This window comes from Pseudomonas laurylsulfatiphila, from assembly GCF_002934665.1.
In the GTDB taxonomy this organism is placed as follows: Bacteria; Pseudomonadota; Gammaproteobacteria; order Pseudomonadales; family Pseudomonadaceae; genus Aquipseudomonas; species Aquipseudomonas laurylsulfatiphila.
In genome coordinates, this window is the sequence record NZ_NIRS01000003.1 from 510,728 (window position 1) to 532,520 (window position 21,793).

18 protein-coding genes and 1 pseudogene are annotated in these 21,793 nt (G+C 60.9%); 17 read left to right on the top strand and 2 right to left on the bottom strand.

The features are described from left to right. Nucleotides 1-11: 11 nt before the first annotated feature. The 10 genes and pseudogenes from gap to CD175_RS12875 all read left to right on the top strand — a co-directional run bounded on the left by gap (nt 12) and on the right by CD175_RS12875 (nt 11,127). Nucleotides 12-1,013, top strand: a complete 1,002-nt coding sequence (gene gap, locus CD175_RS12835) for a type I glyceraldehyde-3-phosphate dehydrogenase (protein WP_007974423.1) — start codon at nt 12-14, stop codon at nt 1,011-1,013. Between the two features lie 149 nt (nt 1,014-1,162). After that, the gene (locus CD175_RS12840) at nt 1,163-1,627 is read left to right on the top strand and encodes a methylglyoxal synthase (protein WP_104449192.1); all 465 of its coding nucleotides are present in this window, start codon (nt 1,163-1,165) and stop codon (nt 1,625-1,627) included. Between the two features lie 77 nt (nt 1,628-1,704). Next, complete coding sequence (locus CD175_RS12845; RefSeq protein WP_104449193.1) at nt 1,705-2,223, top strand: RNA polymerase sigma factor; 519 nt, start codon at nt 1,705-1,707, stop codon at nt 2,221-2,223. Between the two features lie 122 nt (nt 2,224-2,345). Beyond that, nucleotides 2,346-3,311: a FecR family protein gene (locus CD175_RS12850; protein WP_104449194.1), complete on the top strand. Its 966-nt coding sequence runs from the start codon at nt 2,346-2,348 to the stop codon at nt 3,309-3,311. A gap of 122 nt (nt 3,312-3,433) precedes the next feature. After that, the gene (locus CD175_RS12855) at nt 3,434-5,998 is read left to right on the top strand and encodes a TonB-dependent receptor (RefSeq protein WP_104449195.1); all 2,565 of its coding nucleotides are present in this window, start codon (nt 3,434-3,436) and stop codon (nt 5,996-5,998) included. Nucleotides 5,999-6,112: 114 nt separating this feature from the next. Then, nucleotides 6,113-6,721 (top strand): biliverdin-producing heme oxygenase, encoded by a 609-nt coding sequence (locus CD175_RS12860; protein WP_104449196.1) that lies wholly within the window; start codon nt 6,113-6,115, stop codon nt 6,719-6,721. A 159-nt stretch (nt 6,722-6,880) separates the two neighbouring features. Next, entirely contained in the window at nt 6,881-7,270 is a 390-nt protein-coding gene (locus CD175_RS12865) for a YbaN family protein (protein WP_104449197.1), read from the top strand. Nucleotides 7,271-7,735: 465 nt separating this feature from the next. Continuing rightward, nucleotides 7,736-8,752, top strand: a pseudogene (locus CD175_RS32110) (methyl-accepting chemotaxis protein); the annotation flags it as partial. A 102-nt stretch (nt 8,753-8,854) separates the two neighbouring features. Further along, nucleotides 8,855-9,610 carry a methyl-accepting chemotaxis protein gene (locus tag CD175_RS32115; RefSeq protein ID WP_376739137.1) on the top strand — a complete coding sequence of 252 codons (756 nt, stop codon included), beginning with the start codon at nt 8,855-8,857 and terminating at the stop codon, nt 9,608-9,610. Nucleotides 9,611-9,777: 167 nt separating this feature from the next. Continuing rightward, complete coding sequence (locus CD175_RS12875) at nt 9,778-11,127, top strand: CoA transferase (RefSeq protein ID WP_104449199.1); 1,350 nt, start codon at nt 9,778-9,780, stop codon at nt 11,125-11,127. A 130-nt stretch (nt 11,128-11,257) separates the two neighbouring features. On the opposite strand, the gene CD175_RS12880 is transcribed toward CD175_RS12875, so the two are convergent. Beyond that, nucleotides 11,258-12,121: a DNA-3-methyladenine glycosylase family protein gene (locus CD175_RS12880; RefSeq protein ID WP_104449200.1), complete on the bottom strand. Its 864-nt coding sequence runs from the start codon at nt 12,119-12,121 to the stop codon at nt 11,258-11,260. Further along, nucleotides 12,118-13,545, bottom strand: coding sequence for an arginine-ornithine antiporter (gene arcD / locus CD175_RS12885; protein WP_104449201.1), 1,428 nt, complete (start codon nt 13,543-13,545; stop codon nt 12,118-12,120). Before arcD (CD175_RS12885) ends, CD175_RS12880 begins: the two co-directional genes overlap by 4 nt. A gap of 443 nt (nt 13,546-13,988) precedes the next feature. Here arcD (CD175_RS12885) and arcD (CD175_RS12890) point away from each other — a divergent pair, with 443 nt between their 5' ends. The 7 genes from arcD (CD175_RS12890) (at nt 13,989) to gcvH (ending at nt 21,783) form a co-directional block, all read left to right on the top strand. After that, nucleotides 13,989-15,416, top strand: a complete 1,428-nt coding sequence (gene arcD, locus CD175_RS12890) for an arginine-ornithine antiporter (RefSeq protein ID WP_104449202.1) — start codon at nt 13,989-13,991, stop codon at nt 15,414-15,416. Nucleotides 15,417-15,449: 33 nt separating this feature from the next. Further along, nucleotides 15,450-16,706, top strand: coding sequence for an arginine deiminase (gene arcA, locus CD175_RS12895; protein WP_015096588.1), 1,257 nt, complete (start codon nt 15,450-15,452; stop codon nt 16,704-16,706). A gap of 82 nt (nt 16,707-16,788) precedes the next feature. After that, nucleotides 16,789-17,799 (top strand): ornithine carbamoyltransferase, encoded by a 1,011-nt coding sequence (locus tag CD175_RS12900; RefSeq protein ID WP_007974406.1) that lies wholly within the window; start codon nt 16,789-16,791, stop codon nt 17,797-17,799. 154 nt (nt 17,800-17,953) lie between these two features. After that, entirely contained in the window at nt 17,954-18,883 is a 930-nt protein-coding gene (gene arcC / locus CD175_RS12905) for a carbamate kinase (protein WP_104449203.1), read from the top strand. Nucleotides 18,884-18,895: 12 nt separating this feature from the next. Further along, on the top strand, nt 18,896-19,258 hold the full coding sequence (locus tag CD175_RS12910; RefSeq protein WP_104449204.1) for a DUF5064 family protein: 363 nt from the start codon (nt 18,896-18,898) through the stop codon (nt 19,256-19,258). 202 nt (nt 19,259-19,460) lie between these two features. After that, nucleotides 19,461-20,969, top strand: coding sequence for a transcriptional regulator GcsR (locus CD175_RS12920; protein WP_104449206.1), 1,509 nt, complete (start codon nt 19,461-19,463; stop codon nt 20,967-20,969). A 430-nt stretch (nt 20,970-21,399) separates the two neighbouring features. Beyond that, on the top strand, nt 21,400-21,783 hold the full coding sequence (gcvH, locus tag CD175_RS12925) for a glycine cleavage system protein GcvH (RefSeq protein WP_104449207.1): 384 nt from the start codon (nt 21,400-21,402) through the stop codon (nt 21,781-21,783). The last annotated feature ends 10 nt before the right edge of the window (nt 21,784-21,793 follow it).

Consider the following 21,793-nt stretch of genomic DNA (forward strand, 5'->3'; position numbering starts at 1 on the left):
AGCGCCGCAATATGACTCTTCGAATCGCAATCAATGGTTTTGGCCGCATCGGCCGTAATGTCCTGCGCGCACTCTATACCCAGGGCTACCGTCAGGATCTGCAGATCGTCGCCATCAACGATCTGGGCGACAGCGCGATCAATGCTCATCTGCTCAAGTACGACACCGTTCACGGCACGTTCGATGCCGATGTCCAGCATGATCAGGAGAGCCTGACGGTCAATGGCGACCGCATTTCGGTCAGTGCCATCCGCAACCCGGCCGATCTGCCCTGGGCCGCGGAAAAGATTGATGTGGTATTCGAATGCACCGGCCTGTTCACCGACCGGGCCAAAGCCGCCGCGCATATTACGGCGGGCGCGCGCAAAGTGATTATCTCGGCCCCGGCCAAAGGCGCCGATGCTACCGTCGTTTACGGGGTCAACCACGACATTCTGCGCCAGTCGCACCAGATCATTTCCAACGCGTCGTGCACCACCAACTGCCTGGCCCCGGTGGCCCAGGTGCTGCACCGTGAGCTGGGCATCGAAAGCGGGTTGATGACCACCATTCACGCCTATACCAACGACCAGCACCTGACCGACGTCTATCACGTCGATCCGTACCGCGCCCGTTCGGCCACCCAGAACATGATCCCGAGCAAGACCGGTGCCGCTGAAGCGGTGGGCCTGGTGCTGCCGGAACTGGCGGGCAAATTGACCGGCATGTCGGTGCGCGTACCGGTGATCAATGTGTCGCTGGTGGACCTGACCGTGCAGCTCAAGCGCGAAGCGTCGGCCGATGAGGTCAATGCGCTGATGAAAGAAGCCAGCCAGCACTCGAAGATCCTTGGGTACAACACCCTGCCGCTGGTCTCCAGCGACTTCAACCACAACCCCCTGTCGTCGATTTTCGACGCCAACCACACCAAGTCCAGCGGCAAGCTGCTCAAGGTCCTGGCCTGGTACGACAACGAGTGGGGCTTCTCCAACCGCATGCTCGATAACTGCCTGGCGCTGTGTAACGCAGAATAAGCAGCACACCCCCCGGTCTTGTAGGAGCGAGCCTGCTCGCGATGGTCGTTAACGATAACGCGGGGAACCTGATGCCCCGCGGTGCTCTACAGTCCATCGCGAGCAGGCTCGCTCCTACAAGGTGCGTGTCATGTCTGGAGTAACAATCGATGATCGGCATCAGCTTTACGCAAAAGACCCTGGCGGCGCGCAAGCGTATCGCCCTGGTTGCCCATGACCACTGCAAGGTGTTCTTGCTCGACTGGGCCGAACGGCAGAAAGACAAGCTGGCCCAGCATGATCTGGTCGCTACCGGCACCACGGGGTTGTTGTTGCAACAACGCCTCGACCTGCCCGTGGAAAGCATGATCAGTGGTCCGTTGGGCGGCGACCAGCAGCTCGGTGCGCAAATCGCCGAGCAGCGGGTCGACATGCTGGTGTTCTTCTGGGACCCGTTCGAGCCACAACCCCACGACCCGGATATCAAGGCGTTGCTGCGTGTCGCGGCCGTGTGGAACATCCCGGTGGCGTGCAACGAATGCAGCGCCGACTACCTGCTCAGCAGCCCGTTGATGGATCAGGCGCATCCCCATCGGATTCCCGATTACGCGAGCTATTTGCAGGGTCGCGCGTAAAGCTTCACAAATCAGTGCTTGACCACCCGAGTAGATGATAAGCATTATCATTCGCTCGAAATGGATCAGGTTCTCCCGTGAGTCAGTCGCGCTTCAACCACGTTTTCCTCGCCCAGCGCACCTCTCTGCTGCGCACGCTGGAACGGATGGTCAACAATCACAGCACCGCTGAAGACCTCTTGCAGGAAACCTACCTGCGGGTGACCCGTGCATTGAGCGAACGGGCCATCGATCATCTTGAGCCCTTTGTCTTCCAGACGGCGCGCAACCTGGCGCTGGACCATTTGCGCGCACGACGCATCCATTCGCGCACCATGGTCGACGACGTACCGCAGGAGGTGGTGCACAGCGTCGCCGCCCCCGCCAGCAGCGCCGAAGACGCCGCCCACGCCGAACAATTGCTGGAGCGCCTGAACGTGAGCCTCAGTGAACTCAGCGCCCGCCAACAGCGGATTTTCATCCTCAGCCGCCTGCACGGGCATAGCTACCAGGAGATCGCCGACGAGCTGAACGTGTCCCTCAGTACTGTGCAGAAAGAACTCAAATTGATTATGTCGATCTGCATCGGTGTCGCCGATCGCATGGGCGCCAACTGAGCATCAGCACCTGCCGCTTACCTGGGCCGACTGCGCTGATCATCAGGCTTTGCTACCCTTGGCCCACTTTTAACGCTTCACTAAAAAAAACAGCCGTGCACAGACACTGCCGAGGAAACACCGTGACGGACAACCACCGCTCCCCTGAGCCTGCACTGGTGCAGGATCCCGCAAGTGCGATGGACCAGGCCCAGGACTGGCTGATCGTGCTCGGCAGTCCCGACGAGGAGCAGACCCGCCAATTCCAGGCGTGGCTTGACGCCGATCCGTTGAATGCCCAGGCGTTCGCCAAGGCCCAGGCGATCTGGGACGGCCCGCACGTGGCGCAATGCGCGCAAAGCCTGGCTGCCCGTCCCGCGAAAGTCACGATCCTCGCCCGCCTGCGTCCGCACTGGAAACCGCTGGCCACCGCCGCCGTGCTGCTGCTCGGTCTGTTCAATTTCAGCAACTTGCCGATGCGCCTGCAGGCCGATCACCTGACCGTGGTCGGCGAGCGCCAGCGCCTGCAACTGGAGGACGGCTCCAAAGTCCTGCTCAATACCAATTCAGCGTTCTCAAGCACCATCAACGACCAGCAACGCGTTGCCCGCCTGTATCAGGGTGAAGCGTTTTTCGAAGTGCAGGCCAGTCGTAACCAGCCACTGGAAATCGACGCCGGCCCGGTCACGGCCAGCGTTCGCGATACCGCGTTTGCCGTGCGTTACCTCGACGGCGTGGCACAAGTGCGGGTGCAGCGCGGGGATGTCGACTTGCGCGCCAACCGTGACGATGCACGGGTGCGCTTGTCCGCTGGGGAAAGCATTCGCATCGGCCCCAACGGCTTCGACCGCCCGGCCAAGCTGGATGCCGCCACCGACCTGGCGTGGGTCCAGGGGCGACTGGTGTTTGAAAACTGCCCGTTGAACCAGGTGCTGGCGGAACTTCGCCGCTACTACCCGGGGTGGATCATCAACAACAACGAACAATTGGCCGATGTCGCCGTGACCGGCAACTACCGCCTCGATCAGCCACTGGATGTGGTTCGCTCCCTGGCCCACATCACCTCGGCACGGCTCCAGGAATTCCCGGCGCTGGTCATCTTGAACTGAATGAGAATTATTTTTACTCGATAGCCAAACCCTGTACGTCTCGTTATAGCCAATGCAATTGATTCGCATCTAACCATGCCAATCAGCACCTATAAAGATTCGTGCGACACGGAGCGCTATCGATGTCCTCTCGCCTTACCCGCCCAGCCACCTCACCTTCCCGCGTGCTGTCGTTGCTGACTGCTGCCATCCTGATGGCCGGTGCCGCACCGCTCATGGCCGCCACCGCCACCGAGCCGTCGACTCGCAAAATGGGCGACTACGCGTTCGCCATTCCCCAACAGTCTCTGGTATCGGCACTCAATGCCTTTACCGCCGTGACCGGCTGGCAGGTCGGCGTGTCGTCGGAGCTGGCGCAAGGTGTGGCGTCACCGGGCGTCCGTGGTTCGCTGTCGCCGGAGAAAGCCCTGGATCGCCTGTTGGTGGGGACCAACCTGAGTTATCGCAAACTGGGCAATAACAGCATCGTGCTGGAAAAGCGCAGCGCTAGCAGTGCCCTCAATCTGGATCAGGTCACCATCAGCGCCACCCGTAACGAACAGGATGTGAACAGCGTACCGAGCACGGTCTCTGTCTACACGCGCGAAGATCTGGACCGCAACAACGTCAACACCATCAAGGAACTGGTGCGCTACGAACCCGGCGTTTCGGTAGGCGGCGCAGGCCAGCGCGCCGGCATCACCGGCTACAACATCCGCGGCATCGATGGCGACCGCGTGCTGACCCAGGTCGACGGGGTGCAGGTGCCCGACGGTTTCTTCAACGGCCCGTATGCCCAGACCAACCGCAACTATGTCGACCCGGAAATCGTCAAGCGCGTGGAAATCCTCCGGGGCCCGGCGTCGGTGCTATATGGCAGCAACGCCATTGGCGGTGCGGTCAGCTACTACACGCTGGACCCGGACGACATCATCAAACCGGGCAAGGATGTCGGTGCAGGCCTGAAAACCGGCTACAGCTCCGCCGATGAAAGCTGGCTGACGTCCGGCACCGTCGCCGGCCGCAGCGGCGAGTTCGATGGCCTGTTGCACTTCAGTCAACGCAACGGTCATGAAACAGAGTCCTATGGCGAAACCGGCGGCACTGGCTTGAACCGTACTGAAGCCACCCCCCAGGACGCTCGCACCACCAGCGTGCTGGCAAAACTGGGCTGGGATTACGCCGACGACGCACGCCTTGGACTGACCTACGAGCACTACAAGGACGACCGCGATACCAATCAATTGAGCGCGGTGGGAGGCCCGTTCAATGCCGGACGCGGTTTCGGCTTCTACAAGTCCCGCACCGGCAACGACACGATCACCCGCGAACGTTTTGGCCTGGAACACAGCTTCGGCCTGGACAGTGCACTGGCTGACAACATCAAGTGGACGCTGAACTACCAGATCGCCAAGACCGACCAGACCACCGAAGAAATCTACGCGCCGTCGCGGACCGTGTTGCGTAACCGCGATACCACTTACAAGGATCGCCAATGGGTATTCGATGCCCAGGTCGACAAGTCGTTTGCCATCGCCGACACCGAACACTTCGTCACCTATGGCACCACCATCAAGCAGGACAAAATCACCGGCCTGCGTACCGGTACCGGCACTTGCCTGACCGTGGCCGGCGCCTGCCGGGTCATCGGCGCCCCCAGCGCCACCGACACGCTGACACCGGCCAGTGATTTCCCGGACCCGACCATCAACAGCTACGCCCTGTTCGCCCAGGATCAGATCAGCTGGGGCAACTGGACCTTCCTGCCCGGTGCACGCTACGACTACACCCAGCTCAAGCCACACATCACCGAAGAGTTCCTGGCCACCGCCGACCAGAGCGGCAACGGCACGGTGAGCGACGAGACCAAGACCTGGCATCGCCTGTCGCCGAAGTTCGGCACCACCTACAGCTTCAACGATAACTACACCTGGTACGGCCAATACGCCGAAGGCTTCCGCACCCCGACCGCCAAGGCGTTGTATGGCCGTTTCGAAAACCTCGCCGGCGGCTATCGGGTCGCGCCTAATCCGGACCTCGAACCGGAAAAGAGCAAAAGCTACGAGACCGGTTTGCGCGGCAACTTCGAGCAGGGTTCGTTCGACGTAGCCGTGTTCTACAACAAATACCGCGACTTCATCGACGAGAACGCCATCACTCCCGGCTACACCGAGACCACGTTCCAGAGCAACAACATCAAGCACGCCACCATCAAGGGTGCCGAGGTCAAGGGACGCCTGAACCTCGACGCCTTCGGCGCGCCGCAAGGCCTGTACACCCAGGGCTCGGTGGCCTATGCCTACGGTCGCAACGACGACAGCGGCGAGCCGCTCAACAGCGTCAACCCACTGACCGGCGTGTTCGGCCTCGGCTACGAGCAGGACACCTACGGCGGCTTGCTCAACTGGACACTGGTGAAGAAGAAGGACCGCGTCGACAGCAGCACCTTCAAGACCCCGGACGGCGCCAGCACCCAGTTCAAGACCCCGGGCTTCGGCATTCTGGACCTGAGCGCGTTCTACAAGGTGACCGACGACGTGACCGTCAGCGGCGGCGTCTACAACCTGACCGACAAGAAGTACTGGCTGTGGGATGACGTGCGCGGTTACGACAGTGTCGGCGAAGCCTCGGTGACCCAACCGGCCAACCTCGACCGCCTGACCCAGCCGGGTCGCAACTTTGCGGTCAACCTGATCTGGGATATCTGATCCGCTCATCTCGCCGGGCGGTTTCATCGCGCCGCCCGGTGAGGATTTTTTTACTGTCAGGCGCCTTCCTGTTCGTCTCGTTACCAAGCGCCTCTTCTTTCTCCAAGGATTGCCATGACTACCCAGGCCACCGAACAACGCCACAACCTGCGTTCGCAGCGTTTGAACCAGATCACCCACGAGCCTCACAGCAAGCTCGATGCCCTGGTGAAGGCCCACTCCCCGTTTGAAACCCAGGCCAGTTTCGCCCGCTTCGTGGTGGCGCAGTACCTGTTCCAGTCGGAACTGGTGTCGCTGTACAACGATGCCGAACTGACCACCATCGTCCCGGACCTGCCGGCCCGCTGCCGCGTCGATGCGGCCAAGGCCGACCTGGCGGACCTGGACACCGACGTACCGGCACCTGTCGCCGGTGCCCTGAAGAGCCCGACCAAGGCCGAGGCCCTGGGCTGGATCTTCGTCTCCGAAGGTTCGAAGCTCGGCGCAGCGTTCCTGATCAAGCGTGCCGTGGGCCTTGGCCTGAGCGAAACCTTCGGTGCCCGTCACCTCGGCGAACCGGCCGGCGGCCGCGCGGAAGGCTGGAAGCGCTTAGTCAAAACCCTGGACGGCCTTGAGTTCAGCGCCCTGGAAGAAGCCGAAGTAGAGAAAGGCGCCCTCGACGCGTTCAACCGCTTCACGGTGTTGCTGGAGCAGGCTTACGCCAGCGCACCAGAAGTCGCCTGATACACCACCACCCCTGTGGGAGCGAACCTGCTCGCGAAAGCGGTCTGACATTCAACATTTATGTCGACTGATACTCCGCTATCGCGAGCAGGCTCGCTCCCACATTGGACGAAGCAAGTCTGTAAAATTTCGATTCGCCTCACATGTTGCCTTGAGCCCATGCCCGCCTCTTCCAGACTCTCCCGCCTCCTCTTCGGCCTGCTGGCCTATGTCAGCCTCGGCATCGGCCTGATCGCGATCGTCATTCCCGGTCTGCCGACCACCGAGTTCATCCTGCTGGCCGCCTGGGCCGCGACCCGCAGTTCGCCGCGCCTGAGTGCCTGGCTGGAAAACCACCGGCTGTTCGGCCCCATCCTCCTTAACTGGCGCAACGGCAAGGTCATCGCGCGCAGGGCCAAGGTCAGTGCCACCGTCAGCATGCTGGTATGCGCCGGTCTCATGCTGGTGATGCTCGATCACGGCTGGCCGATCTACCTGGCGATTGCCGGGATGGGGCTGGGCAACCTGTGGATCTGGTCACGGCCGGAATCGTTGCCGCAACCCTCCTGAATTCACCCCGCGCTTTTTCCTCTTTTTACCCCCATTTTCGGCACATTTTTCTGCGCAAACGTTCAACCACTACCGTTCGTCGGTAGCCCATTCATGTAACTTGGCCTTCACGCCGATGTGCATTGATCGGCGCTAAATGGATTTAGCGAGTGAGCCGCAACGGCTCACAGCCAACACTTCATCCATTCGCGAGTTCGCCCTATGTTCGACTCACTGTCCATCCGCCTGAAAATCGTCCTGCTGTCCGGTCTGTGCCTGCTGGGGGTAGTCGCCCTGATAGTGGGCATGAACATCTACCAGACCAATCAGAACGATGATCTGGTCAGCGATTCCAGCAGCAGAACGCTCACTACCAGTGTGCAGGACCTGCTCCAGGCCAAGGCCGCCGAGCAGGCGGTGCGGGTGCAGAAGACCTTCGGTGAAACCCTGACGGTGGTGACCGCCCTGGCGGATCAGATCAAGGACATGCGCAACCTGGCCGCCAAGCGCTCGCTCGAGCCCGGCGCCTTGCGTGAAGAGTTGAACCAGAGCCTGAAAACCGCCTTCGAGCGCAACGGCAAAGTGCTGGGCATCTGGCTGGCGTTCGAACCCAACGGCCTGGACGGCAAGGACAGCGAGTTCGTCAACGACGCCGCCCGTCAATCCAACGAGGCCGGTCGTTTCGCTACGTACTGGAGCCGCGCCGGGGGTGATGCCCTCAACACGATCATGGTCGAAGAGGACATGACCAAAACTACCCTGAACCTCAGCGGCAATCCGTACAACGTCTGGTACACCTGCCCGCGGGACAGCAAGCGCATCTGCCTGCTCGACCCCTATGCCGATACGGTCGGCAACAAGGAAATGTTGATGACCACCATTTCCGTCCCGCTGCTGGTGGATGGCAAGTCCATCGGCGTGGTCGGTATCGACATCGCCCTCGACGCCCTGCAAGCGGCGGCGGTCGACTCTCAGCGCGACCTGTTCAACAGTGCCGGGCACATGCTCATCGTTTCCGGCACTGGCGTGCTGGCCGCCTACAGTGTCGATGCCGGCAAGGTCGGCAAGAGCATCGGCGACACCCTGGGTGCCGACGGCAAGGACATCCTGCAACTGCTTGGCAGCGGTGCGCCGAAGATTCTCCAGCAAGGCGACCTGATCCGTGCGGTGTACCCGGTCAGCCCGATTGCCGATGCCAAGGCCTGGGCCGTGGTGATCGACTTGCCCAAACAAGTGTTGCTGGCCGACTCGGTGAAGCTGCAAGCGGTACTCGACGATGCCCAGCAAAGCGGCACGATCAAGGCCTTGTCTGTGGCGGTGATGGCCGGTGTGATCGGCCTGCTGCTGATGTGGCTCACCGCGTCCGGCGTGACCCGACCGATCAACAGCGTGGCGCAAATGCTCAAGGCGATCGCCAGTGGCGACGGTGACCTGACCCAGCGCCTGCACTACAGCAAGCAGGACGAACTGGGCGAACTGGTGAGCTGGTTCAACCGTTTCCTCGACAAGCTGCAACCGACCATCGCGCAGATCAAGCAAAGCATCACCGATGCCCGTGGCACGGCCGACCAGTCTTCGGAAATCGCCCGCCAGACCAGTGAAGGCATGCAGGTGCAGTTCCGCGAAATCGACCAGGTCGCCACCGCGTCCAACGAGATGAGCGCCACGGCCCATGATGTCGCCAACAGCGCCTCGAACGCGGCCAACGCCGCCAAGGGTGCCGACCAGTCGGCCCGCGACGGCATGTCAATCATCGAGCGCAGCACCCGCGACATCAATCAACTGGCCGACGAAGTCAGCAAGGCCGTGACCGAAGTCGAAGCCTTGGCGGTGAACAGCGAACAGATCGGCTCGGTGCTGGAAGTGATCCGCAGCATCGCCGAGCAAACCAATCTGCTGGCCCTCAACGCGGCGATTGAAGCGGCCCGCGCCGGCGAAAGCGGTCGCGGCTTTGCGGTGGTCGCCGATGAAGTGCGCAACCTGGCCAAACGCACCCAGGACTCGGTGGAGGAAATTCGCCTGGTGATCGAGCGCATTCAGTCCGGTACCCGCGGTGTGGTCGCCACCATGCACTCGAGCCAGACCCAGGCCCACAGCAACGCCGGGCAGATTCAGCAGGCGGTCCAGGCCCTGAGCAAAATCAGCGACGCGGTCACCGTGATCAGCGACATGAACCTGCAAATCGCCAGCGCCGCCGAGCAGCAAAGCGCCGTCGCCGAAGAGGTCAACCGCAATGTCTCGGCGATCCGCACCGTCACCGAAACCCTGACCGGCCAGGCCACCGAGTCGGCGCAGATCAGCAGCCAGCTCAACACCCTGACCACCCACCAGATGAAGTTGATGGATCAGTTCCGCGTATAACCCCGCCGCCCCCTGTAGGAGCTGGCTTGCCAGCGATAGCGATCTTTCAGTCGACAAGGTGTTGAATGCCAGTCCGCCATCGCTGGCAAGCCAGCTCCTACAAAGGAATTCATCTGGGCTGCGGTTTTTTTGGTCTATGCTCGGCCTCTCGCTCCGGAGGGCCTTCGATGACTGGTTTACTCACGTCCATTCAAGCCGCGCTCGGCTTGCCCAACACCCCGATCTCGTTCACCGCCACGGGCGCCCTGCCCTCGGCATTTGCCGTCACCGAGCTGGCTTGCGCGAGCATCGCCGTCGCCGGCCAGGCCGCCAGCGAACTGCTGCACCAACAGACCGGACGCCGGCCCGAGCTTGAAGTTGATCGACGCCTCGCGTCCTTCTGGTTCGCGACCTCGATTCGCCCGATAGGCTGGAGCGTTCCGCCGCTGTGGGACCCGGTGGCCGGTGACTACGCCACCCGCGACGGCTGGATTCGCCTGCACACCAACGCGCCTCATCACCGCGCCGCTGCCGAACGCGTGCTCGGTGCCTGTGCCGACCGCCCGGCGATGGCCGGCAAAGTGGCGCAATGGGCGAAAAGCGAGCTGGAACAGGCGGTGGTCGATGCCGGTGGTTGTGCCGCCGAAATGCGCCCCTGGGATCAATGGCAGGTCCATCCTCAAGGCCAGGCAGTGAATGCCGAACCCTTGGTTCTATTCGCCGACCACCCAAGCCAGAGCCACAAACCGTGGACAGGTTCAGTGGCTCGCCCCCTGGCCGGCATCAAGGTGCTGGACTTGACCCGGGTACTGGCAGGCCCCATCGCCAGCCGCTTTCTGGCAGGCCTGGGCGCCGATGTCCTGCGCATCGATCCGCCGACCTGGAACGAGCCGGGAGTGGTGCCGGAAGTCACGTTGGGAAAACGTTGCGCGCGTCTTGATCTGAACGACAAGTCCGACCGCGGCGTATTCGAATCCCTGCTCAAGGACGCCGACATTCTGCTCCATGGCTATCGTGCCGATGCGCTGGAGCGACTTGGCTTGGGCACGAATCAACGCCGGTCGTTGAACCCGGACTTGATTGATGTTTGCCTCAACGCCTATGGCTGGAGTGGCCCCTGGCAAAATCGTCGGGGCTTCGACAGCCTGGTACAGATGAGCAGTGGCATTGCCGAAGCCGGCATGCGCTGGAAGTCGGCGGACAAGCCGACGCCGTTGCCGGTGCAGGCACTCGATCACGCCACCGGGTATTTGATGGCGGCTAGTGCGATCCGGTTGTTGGCGCAACGGTTGAGCGACGGTACAGGTGGCTCGGCGCGATTGTCGTTGGCGCGGACGGCGAAGTTGTTGATCGAGCAGGGGCCTGGGACGGGTGAGGCTTTACGCGCGGAAGATGCGCAGGATCAAGGGATGCTCTTGGAGCAAACACCGTGGGGGCCGGCGCATCGGTTGCAGGTGCCGCTGAAGATCACGGCGACGCCGTTGCAATGGGCGCTGCCAGCAACGGAACTGGGTTCACATCCCGCGCAGTGGTGGTGACTTTCAGATCGCCTTCGCGAGCAGGCTCGCTCCCACATTTGATCGTGGTCATCAGCTGGAACTCGGTCACCTGTGGGAGCGAGCCTGCTCGCGATGGCGCCAGAAACAACAACACAAAGCCCGGATCGACTCAATCCACCCGACTCAACGAAGTCCACAGCACCTGCGCCGCATACCCTCGATAGGGCCGCCACGCTTGCGCCCGCAACAGCAACTGCTTCGCCGTCACCGGCCCACCCTCCAGTGCCGCCAACGCATTGACCAGCCCCACATCGCCATTGGGAAATCCATCCATCTCCCGCAACTGTCGCAACGCAATGTACTGCGCCGTCCAGTCACCAATCCCGTGCAACGCCAGCAACCGCGCTACGCCCCCCTCCCGACCGGGCTCGAACAATCGCGGGTCATCGAGCAATGACTGGGCCACACCCGACAAGGTCCGGCCCCGGCTTTTCGGCATGCCCAACGCAGCCAGATCGGCCTGCGCCAACACGTCAGCCGTGGGGAACACATGACTCAACCCCGCTAACGGCTTACCCAGTGGCACGCCATATTGCGCCACCAGTTTCCCCGCCAGGCGAATCGCCGCTGCCACCGTAATCTGCTGCCCCAGCACCGCGCGGATCGCCAGTTCCAGCCCGTCCCACGCCCCCGGCACACGCAGCCCGGGACGCTCGGCAATCAACCGCGCCATCAGCGGATCAAGCGCTAAATGCCGATGGATCGGGGCGAGTTCGGCATCGAGATCGAACATCCGCCGCACGCTCGCGACGATGTCGGGCACGGCGCTTGGGTCGGGAAAGTCCAGCGTCAGCTCAAGGGCATCAGACTTGGCAGGCCGGATAGAAAAGCTGCCGTGCATCCCCTTCAGATCAATGCTGCGCGAGTAGGCGCCATCAGCAACCGTTTCCAGTCCTGCAATCGCCCGTGCCGACAAAAATCCCAGCATGGCCGGCCAGTCATAGGGTGGCTGATACGCCAGCAACAGCTTCACAGACTCAGCAACCCGCTATACAGCCCATAAGCCGCCAGCCCGGCACCGCTGATAACTGCGGTGAAAATGCCTTTCTCGAAAGTCGTGAACAATGGCATGCCCTGTTCATGGCGGGCCTTGGCAAACAGGATCACACCCGGCGCATACAGCAACGCCGACAGCAGCAAATACTTCAGGCCGCCGGCGTACAGCAACCACACCGCGTAACTCAAGGCAATGACGCCAACCAGCAAATCCTTGCTGCGCTCGGCGGTTGCCTGCTGGTAGGTTTCCCCGCGCACGCACAACAACACCGCATAGGCCGCCGACCACAGGTACGGCACCAGAATCATCGATGACGCCAGATAAATCAGACTGGTGTAGGTGCCGGCGGAAAACAGCGTGATCAGCAGGAACAACTGGATCATCGAGTTGGTCAGCCACATTGCATTGACCGGCACACGGTTGGCATTTTCCCTGGTCAGGAATGCCGGCATGGTCTTGTCTTTCGCCGTGGCGAACAGGATTTCGGCGCACAGCAGCGCCCAGGACAGCAACGCACCCAACAGCGAGATCGCCAGGCCGACGCTGATCAGCAATGCCCCCCAGGGGCCGACGATATGCTCAAGCACCGCCGCCAACGAGGGGTTCTGCAGTTTCGCCAGTTCCGGCTGGGTCATGATCCCCAGCGACAGCACGTTCACCAGCACCAACAGTGCCAATACCCCAATGAACCCGATCACCGTCGCCCGGCCCACGTCGGAACGTTTCTCCGCCCGGGCCGAATAGACACTGGCCCCCTCGATACCGATGAACACGAACACGGTGACCAGCATCATGTGCCGAACCTGATCCATCACACTGCCGAATTCCGGGTTGTTACGCCCCCAGATATCGAGGGTAAAGATGTCCGCCTTGAACGCCACGGCGGCAATCACGATGAACATGATCAACGGCACAATCTTGGCCACGGTGGTCACCTGGTTGATGAACGCCGCCTCCTTGATCCCGCGCATCACCACAAAATGCACGGTCCAGAGCAGCACCGAAGCGCAGGCGATGGCGATCGGCGTGTTGCCTTCGCCAAAGACCGGAACGAAATAGCCAAGGGTGCTGAACAGCAGCACGAAGTAGCCGACGTTGCCCAGCCAGGCGCTGATCCAGTACCCCCAGGCGGACGAGAAGCCCATGTAGTCGCCGAACCCGGCCTTGGCATAGGCATACACCCCGGACTCCAGTTCCGGCTTGCGATTGGCCAGGGTCTGGAACACGAACGCCAGGGTCAGCATGCCGACCGCAGTGATCGCCCAACCGATCAGGATTGCCCCGGCATCGGCCCTGGCCGCCATGTTTTGCGGCAGGGAAAAGATCCCGCCACCGATCATCGAACCCACCACCAGGGCGATCAATGCGCTCAGGCGAAGCTTGCTCGGTGATTGCGACATCGTTGCATCTCCATTTTTTCGGGGGGCGACAACTGCCGCGAGATCGTCACATATCGGGCGTCAACTAAACTGTTGAAGCGTAATAACGTTTATTGGATAACGCCAACCCATGTCTTTTTACTTGCACAAAATGGCTATTAAAGGCGCCGATATAATTATTTGTTGTATACGCTTTTCCAATACATCCATTTCGTACAAAAAACCCATGAGGAAGATTGGCGAATTCTGAAAAACCAACTAGCGTCATAATTCGAAACAGAATACAAAATAACTGAAATAATCCACTCAAAGGCTCTAAATCAGGCATTACAAGCAGCCGCCTTGAAATGATGGCACTCCGCCAACAAACTGGGAACGCTCTCATTTAGTGATCCAAGTCAGCTGATTGGATAACCAACGGAATTAATCTGCTGGCCTCTCTTCTCCTGCATTGGAGTCATGCAATGTCTGAAGCTCCCGGAAAACTCAAACTCGGCGCACTGGTTGCATTAGTCGTCGGTTCGATGATTGGTGGCGGGATCTTTTCCTTGCCGCAAAACATGGCCGCCAGTGCCGATGTCGGCGCCATTCTGATCGGTTGGGCAATCACCGCCGTCGGCATGCTCACCCTGGCATTCGTGTTCCAGACCCTGGCCAATCGCAAACCCGACCTGGACGGCGGTGTCTACGCTTACGCCAAGGCCGGTTTCGGCGACTACATGGGCTTCTCGTCCGCCTGGGGATACTGGATCAGTGCCTGGCTAGGCAACGTCGGCTACTTCGTTCTGCTATTCAGCACGCTCGGCTACTTCTTTCCGCTATTCGGGGAGGGGAATACCGTTGCTGCCGTGATCGGTGCCTCGGTGCTGCTCTGGGCCGTGCATTTCCTAGTACTGCGAGGCATCAAGGAAGCGGCGTTCATCAACCTGGTGACCACCGTCGCCAAGATCGTGCCGCTGGTGCTGTTCATGTTGATCGCGTTGTTCGCCTTCAAACTGGACATCTTTACCGCTGACATCTGGGGCCTGAAAAACCCGGACCTGGGCAGCGTGATGGACCAGGTGCGCAAGATGATGCTGGTCACCGTGTGGGTGTTCATCGGTATCGAAGGCGCGAGCATCTTTTCGGCCCGGGCGGAAAAACGCAGCGACGTGGGTAAAGCCACCGTGATCGGCTTTGTCACCGTGCTGCTGTTCCTGGTGCTGGTGAACGTGCTGTCGCTGGGGATCATGACCCAGCCGGAACTGGCCAAATTGCAGAACCCGTCGATGGCGGCGGTGCTGGAGCATGTGGTCGGCCACTGGGGCGCAGTGCTGATCAGCGTCGGCCTGATCATCTCGCTGCTGGGGGCTTTGCTGTCGTGGGTGCTGCTGTGTGCGGAGATCATGTTCGCCGCTGCCAAGGACCACACCATGCCGGCGTTCCTACGCAAGGAAAACGCCAACCATGTACCGGTCAATGCCCTGTGGCTGACCAACGCCATGGTGCAGATCTTCCTGATCATCACCTTGTTCTCGGCCAGTACTTACCTGTCGCTGATCTACCTCGCCACCTCGATGATCCTGGTGCCGTACCTGTGGTCGGCGGCCTACGCACTGCTGTTGGCCGTGCGGGGCGAAACCTACGAGGGCGCGCCCGGCGGTCGGCAGAAAGACCTCATCATCGGCGTCGTAGCCCTGGTCTACGCGATCTGGTTGCTGTACGCCGGCGGCACCAAATACCTGTTGCTGTCCGCCCTGCTCTACGCCCCCGGCGTGATCCTGTTCGCCAAGGCCAAGCTGGAAATCAACAAACCGGTTTTCACCAACGTCGAGAAGCTGATTTTCGCTGCGGTGGTCGTCGGCGCCGTGGTGGCGGCCTACGGTCTCTACGACGGCTTCCTGACCCTGTAATGCAATTGTTTTGTCATCTGGAGGATCACTGTAATGACCACGGAAAAAGTTAAGTACGGCGTCCATTCCGAAGCCGGCAAACTGCGCAAAGTCATGGTTTGCTCCCCAGGACTTGCCCATCAGCGGCTGACCCCGAACAACTGCGACGAACTGCTGTTCGATGATGTGCTGTGGGTGGCCCAGGCCAAGCGCGACCACTTCGACTTCGTCACCAAGATGCGCGAACGTAACGTCGATGTGCTGGAAATGCACAACCTGCTGACCGACATCGTCGCCATTCCCGAAGCCCTGGACTGGATTCTGGAACGCAAGATCACCGCCAACTCGGTGGGCCTGGGCCTGATCAACGAAACCGCGTCGTGGCTGCGTAGCCTGGAGCCACGTCACATCGCCGAGTTCCTGATCGGCGGCGTATCGGGCGACGACTTACCGACCAGTTTCGGCGGCAAGGCCATCGAGATGTTCCGCGACTTCCTCGGCCACTCCAGCTTCATCCTGCCGCCGCTGCCCAACACCCAGTTCACCCGCGATACCACCTGCTGGATCTACGGTGGCGTTACCCTCAACCCGATGTACTGGCCGGCGCGCCGTCAGGAGACCCTGCTGACCACCGCCATCTATAAATTCCACCCCGAGTTCACCAACGCCGACTTCCAGATCTGGTACGGCGACCCGGACAAGGACCACGGCAACGCCACCCTTGAGGGCGGTGACGTGATGCCGATCGGCAACGGCGTGGTGTTGATCGGCATGGGCGAACGCTCATCGCGGCAGGCCATTGCCCAATTGGCGGTGAACCTGTTCAAAAACAAAGCCGTCGAGAAAGTGATAGTCGCCGGCCTGCCGAAATCCCGCGCGGCAATGCACCTGGACACCGTGTTCAGCTTCTGCGATCGCGACCTCGTCACGATCTTCCCGGAAGTGGTGAACCAGATTGTCGCCTTCACCCTGCGTCCCGATGAAAGCAAGGCAGGCGGCATCGACATCCGTCGCGAAGAAACCAACTTCCTCGACACCGTGGCCCAGGCCCTCAACCTCAAAGCGTTGCGCGTAGTGGAAACCGGCGGCAACAGCTTCGCCGCCGAACGCGAGCAATGGGACGACGGCAACAACGTGGTGGCCGTGGAGCCGGGCGTGGTCATCGGCTACGACCGCAATACCTACACCAATACCCTGCTGCGCAAGGCCGGGGTGGAGGTCATCACCATCAGCGCCGGCGAACTCGGCCGGGGACGGGGCGGCGGCCATTGCATGACCTGCCCGATCATCCGCGATCCGATCGACTACTAACCTCTTAGCCTTGGCCCGCGCTGCCCTCTACCCAGGGGCATGCACGGCCCAAGGGGATAACCGACACCTTAGGAGATCCAAAATGGCGTTCAATATCCATAACCGCAATCTGCTGAGCCTGGAACACCACACCCCTCGCGAATTGCGCTACCTGCTCGACCTGTCCCGCGACCTCAAGCGTGCCAAGTACACCGGCACCGAACAGCAGCATCTCAAGGGCAACAACATCGCGCTGATCTTCGAAAAAACCTCGACCCGCACCCGCTGCGCGTTCGAAGTTGCAGCCTATGACCAGGGCGCCAACGTCACCTACATCGACCCGAACTCCTCGCAGATCGGCCACAAGGAAAGCATGAAGGACACCGCCCGCGTGCTCGGGCGCATGTACGACGCCATCGAGTACCGTGGCTTCAAGCAGGAAATCGTCGAGGAGCTGGCCAAGTTCGCCGGCGTACCGGTGTTCAACGGCCTGACCGACGAGTATCACCCGACACAAATGATCGCCGACGTGCTGACCATGCGTGAACACGCCGACAAACCGATCCACGAAATCAGCTACGCCTACCTCGGCGACGCGCGCAACAACATGGGTAACTCGCTGTTGCTGATCGGCGCCAAGCTCGGCATGGACGTGCGCATCTGCGCGCCAAAAGCCCTGTGGCCGGCGGACGACCTGGTCGCCCGCTGCAAACAGTACGGTGAAGAAAGCGGCGCGCGCATCACCCTCACCGAAGACCCGAAAGCGGCGGTCAAGGGCGTCGACTTCATCCACACCGATGTCTGGGTGTCGATGGGCGAACCGGTTGAAGCCTGGGCCGAACGCATCCAGCAACTGCTGCCGTATCAGGTCAACGCCGAACTGATGAAAGCCACCGGCAACCCGCGCACCAAGTTCATGCACTGCCTGCCGGCATTCCACAACTGTGATACCAAAGTCGGCAAGCAGATTGCCGAGCAGTACCCGCACCTGAGCAACGGCATCGAAGTGACCGATGACGTGTTCGAGTCGCCGGCCTGCATCGCCTTCGAGCAAGCGGAAAACCGCATGCACACCATCAAGGCGATTCTGGTGTCGACGCTGGCTGACCTTTAAAGACCGGATCCCGGTCAATGTGGGAGCGAGCCTGCTCGCGAAAGCGGTCTGACATTCAAAGTTGATGTTGACTGACACACCGCTTTCGCGAGCAGGCTCGCTCCCACAATGGATCGAGTCATCCACTTCTCCCCTGCTTAGAAGGACTAGCACCATGCGTATCGTCGTTGCTCTGGGCGGTAATGCCCTGCTCCGCCGCGGCGAACCGATGACCGCTGACAACCAGCGCGCCAACATCCGGATCGCCACCGAACAGATCGCCAAGATCCATCCCGGCAACCAACTGGTCATCGCCCACGGCAATGGCCCCCAGGTCGGCCTGCTGTCATTGCAGGCCGCGGCCTACACCTCGGTTTCGCCCTACCCGCTGGACGTGCTCGGCGCCGAGACCGAAGGCATGATCGGCTACATCATCGAACAGGAACTGGGCAACCTGCTGGACTTCGAAGTGCCCTTCGCGACCCTGCTGACCCAGGTCGAAGTCGATGCCAATGACCCGGCCTTCAAGAACCCGACCAAGCCCATCGGCCCGGTCTACAGCAAGGCCGAGGCGGAACAACTCGCCGCCGAAAAAGGCTGGGCTATTGCTCCCGACGGCGACAAGTACCGCCGCGTGGTCGCCAGCCCGAAACCCAAGCGCATCTTCGAAATCCGTCCGATCAAATGGCTGCTGGAAAAAAGCAGCATCGTGATCTGCGCCGGCGGCGGCGGCATTCCGACCATGTATACCTCGCCCGGCAAACTCGAGGGCGTCGAAGCGGTCATCGACAAGGACCTGTGCTCGGCGCTGCTGGCCGAACAGCTTGAAGCCGATCTGCTGGTGATCGCCACCGACGTCAACGCCGCTTTCATCGACTTTGGCAAACCCACGCAGAAAGCCATCGCCCAGGCGCACCCCGACGAAATGGAAAAACTCGGCTTCGCCGCCGGCTCCATGGGACCGAAGGTGCAGGCAGCCTGCGAATTCGCGCGCCATACTGGAAAAGTGGCGGTGATCGGCTCGCTCGCGGACATCGAAGCGATCGTCCAGGGCAAGGCCGGTACGCGCATCAGCACGGCGACCGCCGGCATTACTTACTTGTAGAGAGAGGCGTTTATGGCAACGTTTGATCCAGGTCACTTGCACATCGAGCGCCATGCGCTGAACAAGGATGATGTGAGCTACAACATCCACCTCGACTATGAAGTCAGCAAGAACCCCAAAGGGGAAAAAGGCATTCAGTTCACCATGCATGGCAGCATTCAGGGCAAGGACCTGAAGGAGCCCTTCTTCCTGCCCAAGGAGGAAGCCTACAACTTCGCCAGCAATGTGACGAAAATCGCCGAGAAATATGGCATTCCCAAAGAAAAAATCGCCATTGGTTCGTCACACGAACATTACGACCTGATGTTCGAAGACATCCGCAAACAACTGAATATGAAATCCGGCGACCCGATAGATCTCGAGAAATTCGAGTAGCCCACATTTCCAAGTGGGAGCGAGCCTGCTCGCGAAAGCGGTGTATCAGTCACGATCAATGATGCCTGACACGACGCCTTCGCGAGCAGGCTCGCTCCCACAAAGGGATCATCGACCTATTGAAGTCCGCGCAGGATTTCACCATTAGCCCGCCCCAAGGCATACTTGCCACCCTCCGCACTGCAGAACCCGAAACCGCCCCATGCGTATCCACGTCAGCTTCATCGACCGCGTCGGTATCACCCAGGAAGTCCTGGCCCTGCTTGGCGGGCGCAATCTGAACCTGGATGCGGTGGAAATGGTCCCGCCCAATGTTTATATCGACGCCCCGACCCTGAGCCCGCAAGTCCTCGAAGAACTTCGCGATGCCCTGTTCAGCGTGCGTGGCGTGCAAGCGGTGACAGTGGTCGACATCCTGCCCGGCCAGCGTCGGCACTTGCAGCTCGACGCATTGCTGGCCGCCATGACCGACCCGGTGCTGGCACTGGACAGCGACGGCAAGGTGCTGCTGGCCAACCCGGCGTTGATCGCCCTGTACGGCCGCGAACCGAATGGCGAAAGCGTGGCCGAGCTGTTTGCCGACCCGGCCTTGCTCGACGCCCTGCTCGAACACGGCTTTCGCCTGCCGCTGCGGGAAATCATCGTCAATGGCCAGACCTTCCTGCTCGACGCCACACCGATCACCGACGCCGGCGCCCTGCTGACCCTGTACCAGCCGAACCGCATCGGTGAACGTCTTTCCGCACTGCACCATGACCACGCCGAAGGTTTCGATGCACTGCTGGGCGAGTCCCCGGTGATCCGCACCCTCAAGGCACGCGCCCAGCGGGTGGCTGCCCTCGATGCACCGCTGCTGATCCAGGGCGAAACCGGCACCGGCAAGGAACTGGTAGCCCGTGCCTGTCACGCCATCAGCGCCCGACACAGTTCACCCTTTCTGGCGTTGAACTGCGCAGCATTGCCCGAGAACCTCGCCGAAAGTGAACTGTTCGGCTACGCTCCCGGCGCTTTCACCGGCGCGCAACGCGGCGGCAAGCCAGGGCTGATGGAACTGGCCAACCAGGGCACGGTGTTTCTCGATGAAATCGGCGAGATGTCACCGTATTTGCAAGCCAAGCTGCTGCGTTTCCTCAACGACGGCAGTTTTCGCCGGGTCGGCGGTGACCGTGAGGTCAAGGTTAACGTACGAATCCTCAGCGCCACCCACCGCGACCTGGAAAAAATGGTCAGCGAAGGCCTGTTCCGCGAAGACTTGTTCTATCGCCTCAACGTCCTGAATGTTGAAGTGCCGCCATTGCGCGAGCGCGGCCAGGACATCCTGCTGCTGGCCCGCTACTTCATGCAGCAGGCCTGTGCGCAGATCCAGCGTCCGATCTGTCGCCTGGCGCCAGGCACTTATCCGGCGCTGCTGGGCAACCGCTGGCCGGGTAACGTGCGGCAATTGCAAAACGTGATCTTCCGCGCCGCGGCGATTTGCGAAAGCAGCCTGGTGGACATTGGCGACCTCGACATCGCCGGCACTTCGGTGGCCCGCCAGGGCGACCATGACGTCGACAGCCTGGAACAGGCCATGGACGCATTCGAGAAGACCCTGCTGGAAAAACTTTACGTCAGCTATCCCTCGACCCGGCAACTGGCGACCCGCCTGCAAACCTCCCACACCGCGATTGCCCATCGGTTGCGCAAGTACGGCATTCCCGGCAAAGCCTGAGACCTGACACCGAACAATTGTGGGAGCGAGCCTGCTCGCGAATACGGTGGATCAGTCACTTCAATATTGCCTGACACTACGCCTTCGCGAGCAGGCTCGCTCCCACAGGGTTAGCAGCTGATCTGAAAATTGCGCCAAAAACGACCTCCACCTGTACTGAAAGCGCTACAGCGGAACGATATCGCTACACCCCTCTCCGATCACGGCTGTGCAAGGCTTTGATCCACCTCGGCTTTTATCATTGACATATGCCGTATCGATTTCGCTACAACGAATGAATTTCAGCCTTTGTCAAAACCGCCTAAATCATTGATCAATAACAATAAAAACAACGTTGGCCGCGTTCTTGCTATGTAGTTCTCCATAACCAGGGCATCGCCCAAGCATTCAATCGCGTCCACCAGACGAGTCTGGCCCCTTAGGAGTTTCCATGAGCGAGTTGCGTTTTACTGAAGATCACGAATGGCTGCGCACCGAAGCTGACGGCAGCGTCACGGTCGGCATCACCGCTTTCGCACAGAACGCCCTGGGCGACGTGGTTTTCGTTCAACTGCCTGAGCTGCAGTCCTACGACAAAGGCGCCGAAGCCGCCACCGTGGAATCGGTAAAGGCTGCCAGCGGCGTGTACATGCCGCTGGACGGCGAAGTGCTGGAAGTGAACCCGGCGCTGGACAGCAGCCCTGAGCTGGTCAACGAAGATCCGCTGGGCGAAGGCTGGTTCTTCCGTTTCAAACCTGCCGATGCCAACGCTGTCGGCCAACTGCTGGACCAGGACGCCTACGACCGCCTGATCAAAGCCCAAGCCGAAGCCTGAGGAGCACTGA

Bases quoted from the DNA above. Each gene is read 5' to 3' on its own strand.
- CD175_RS12910 (WP_104449204.1), top strand. From the start codon at position 18,896: ATGGCAACGTTTGATCCAGGTCACTTGCACATCGAGCGCCATGCGCTG.
- arcA (WP_015096588.1), top strand. From the start codon at position 15,450: ATGACCACGGAAAAAGTTAAGTACGGCGTCCATTCCGAAGCCGGCAAA.
- CD175_RS32115 (WP_376739137.1), top strand. From the start codon at position 8,855: ATGCAGGTGCAGTTCCGCGAAATCGACCAGGTCGCCACCGCGTCCAAC.
- CD175_RS12840 (WP_104449192.1), top strand. From the start codon at position 1,163: ATGATCGGCATCAGCTTTACGCAAAAGACCCTGGCGGCGCGCAAGCGT.
- CD175_RS12920 (WP_104449206.1), top strand. From the start codon at position 19,461: ATGCGTATCCACGTCAGCTTCATCGACCGCGTCGGTATCACCCAGGAA.
- arcC (WP_104449203.1), top strand. From the start codon at position 17,954: ATGCGTATCGTCGTTGCTCTGGGCGGTAATGCCCTGCTCCGCCGCGGC.
- CD175_RS12855 (WP_104449195.1), top strand. From the start codon at position 3,434: ATGTCCTCTCGCCTTACCCGCCCAGCCACCTCACCTTCCCGCGTGCTG.
- gcvH (WP_104449207.1), top strand. From the start codon at position 21,400: ATGAGCGAGTTGCGTTTTACTGAAGATCACGAATGGCTGCGCACCGAA.
- gap (WP_007974423.1), top strand. From the start codon at position 12: ATGACTCTTCGAATCGCAATCAATGGTTTTGGCCGCATCGGCCGTAAT.
- CD175_RS12900 (WP_007974406.1), top strand. From the start codon at position 16,789: ATGGCGTTCAATATCCATAACCGCAATCTGCTGAGCCTGGAACACCAC.
- CD175_RS12860 (WP_104449196.1), top strand. From the start codon at position 6,113: ATGACTACCCAGGCCACCGAACAACGCCACAACCTGCGTTCGCAGCGT.
- arcD (WP_104449201.1), bottom strand. From the start codon at position 13,545: ATGTCGCAATCACCGAGCAAGCTTCGCCTGAGCGCATTGATCGCCCTG.
- CD175_RS12865 (WP_104449197.1), top strand. From the start codon at position 6,881: ATGCCCGCCTCTTCCAGACTCTCCCGCCTCCTCTTCGGCCTGCTGGCC.
- CD175_RS12875 (WP_104449199.1), top strand. From the start codon at position 9,778: ATGACTGGTTTACTCACGTCCATTCAAGCCGCGCTCGGCTTGCCCAAC.
- arcD (WP_104449202.1), top strand. From the start codon at position 13,989: ATGTCTGAAGCTCCCGGAAAACTCAAACTCGGCGCACTGGTTGCATTA.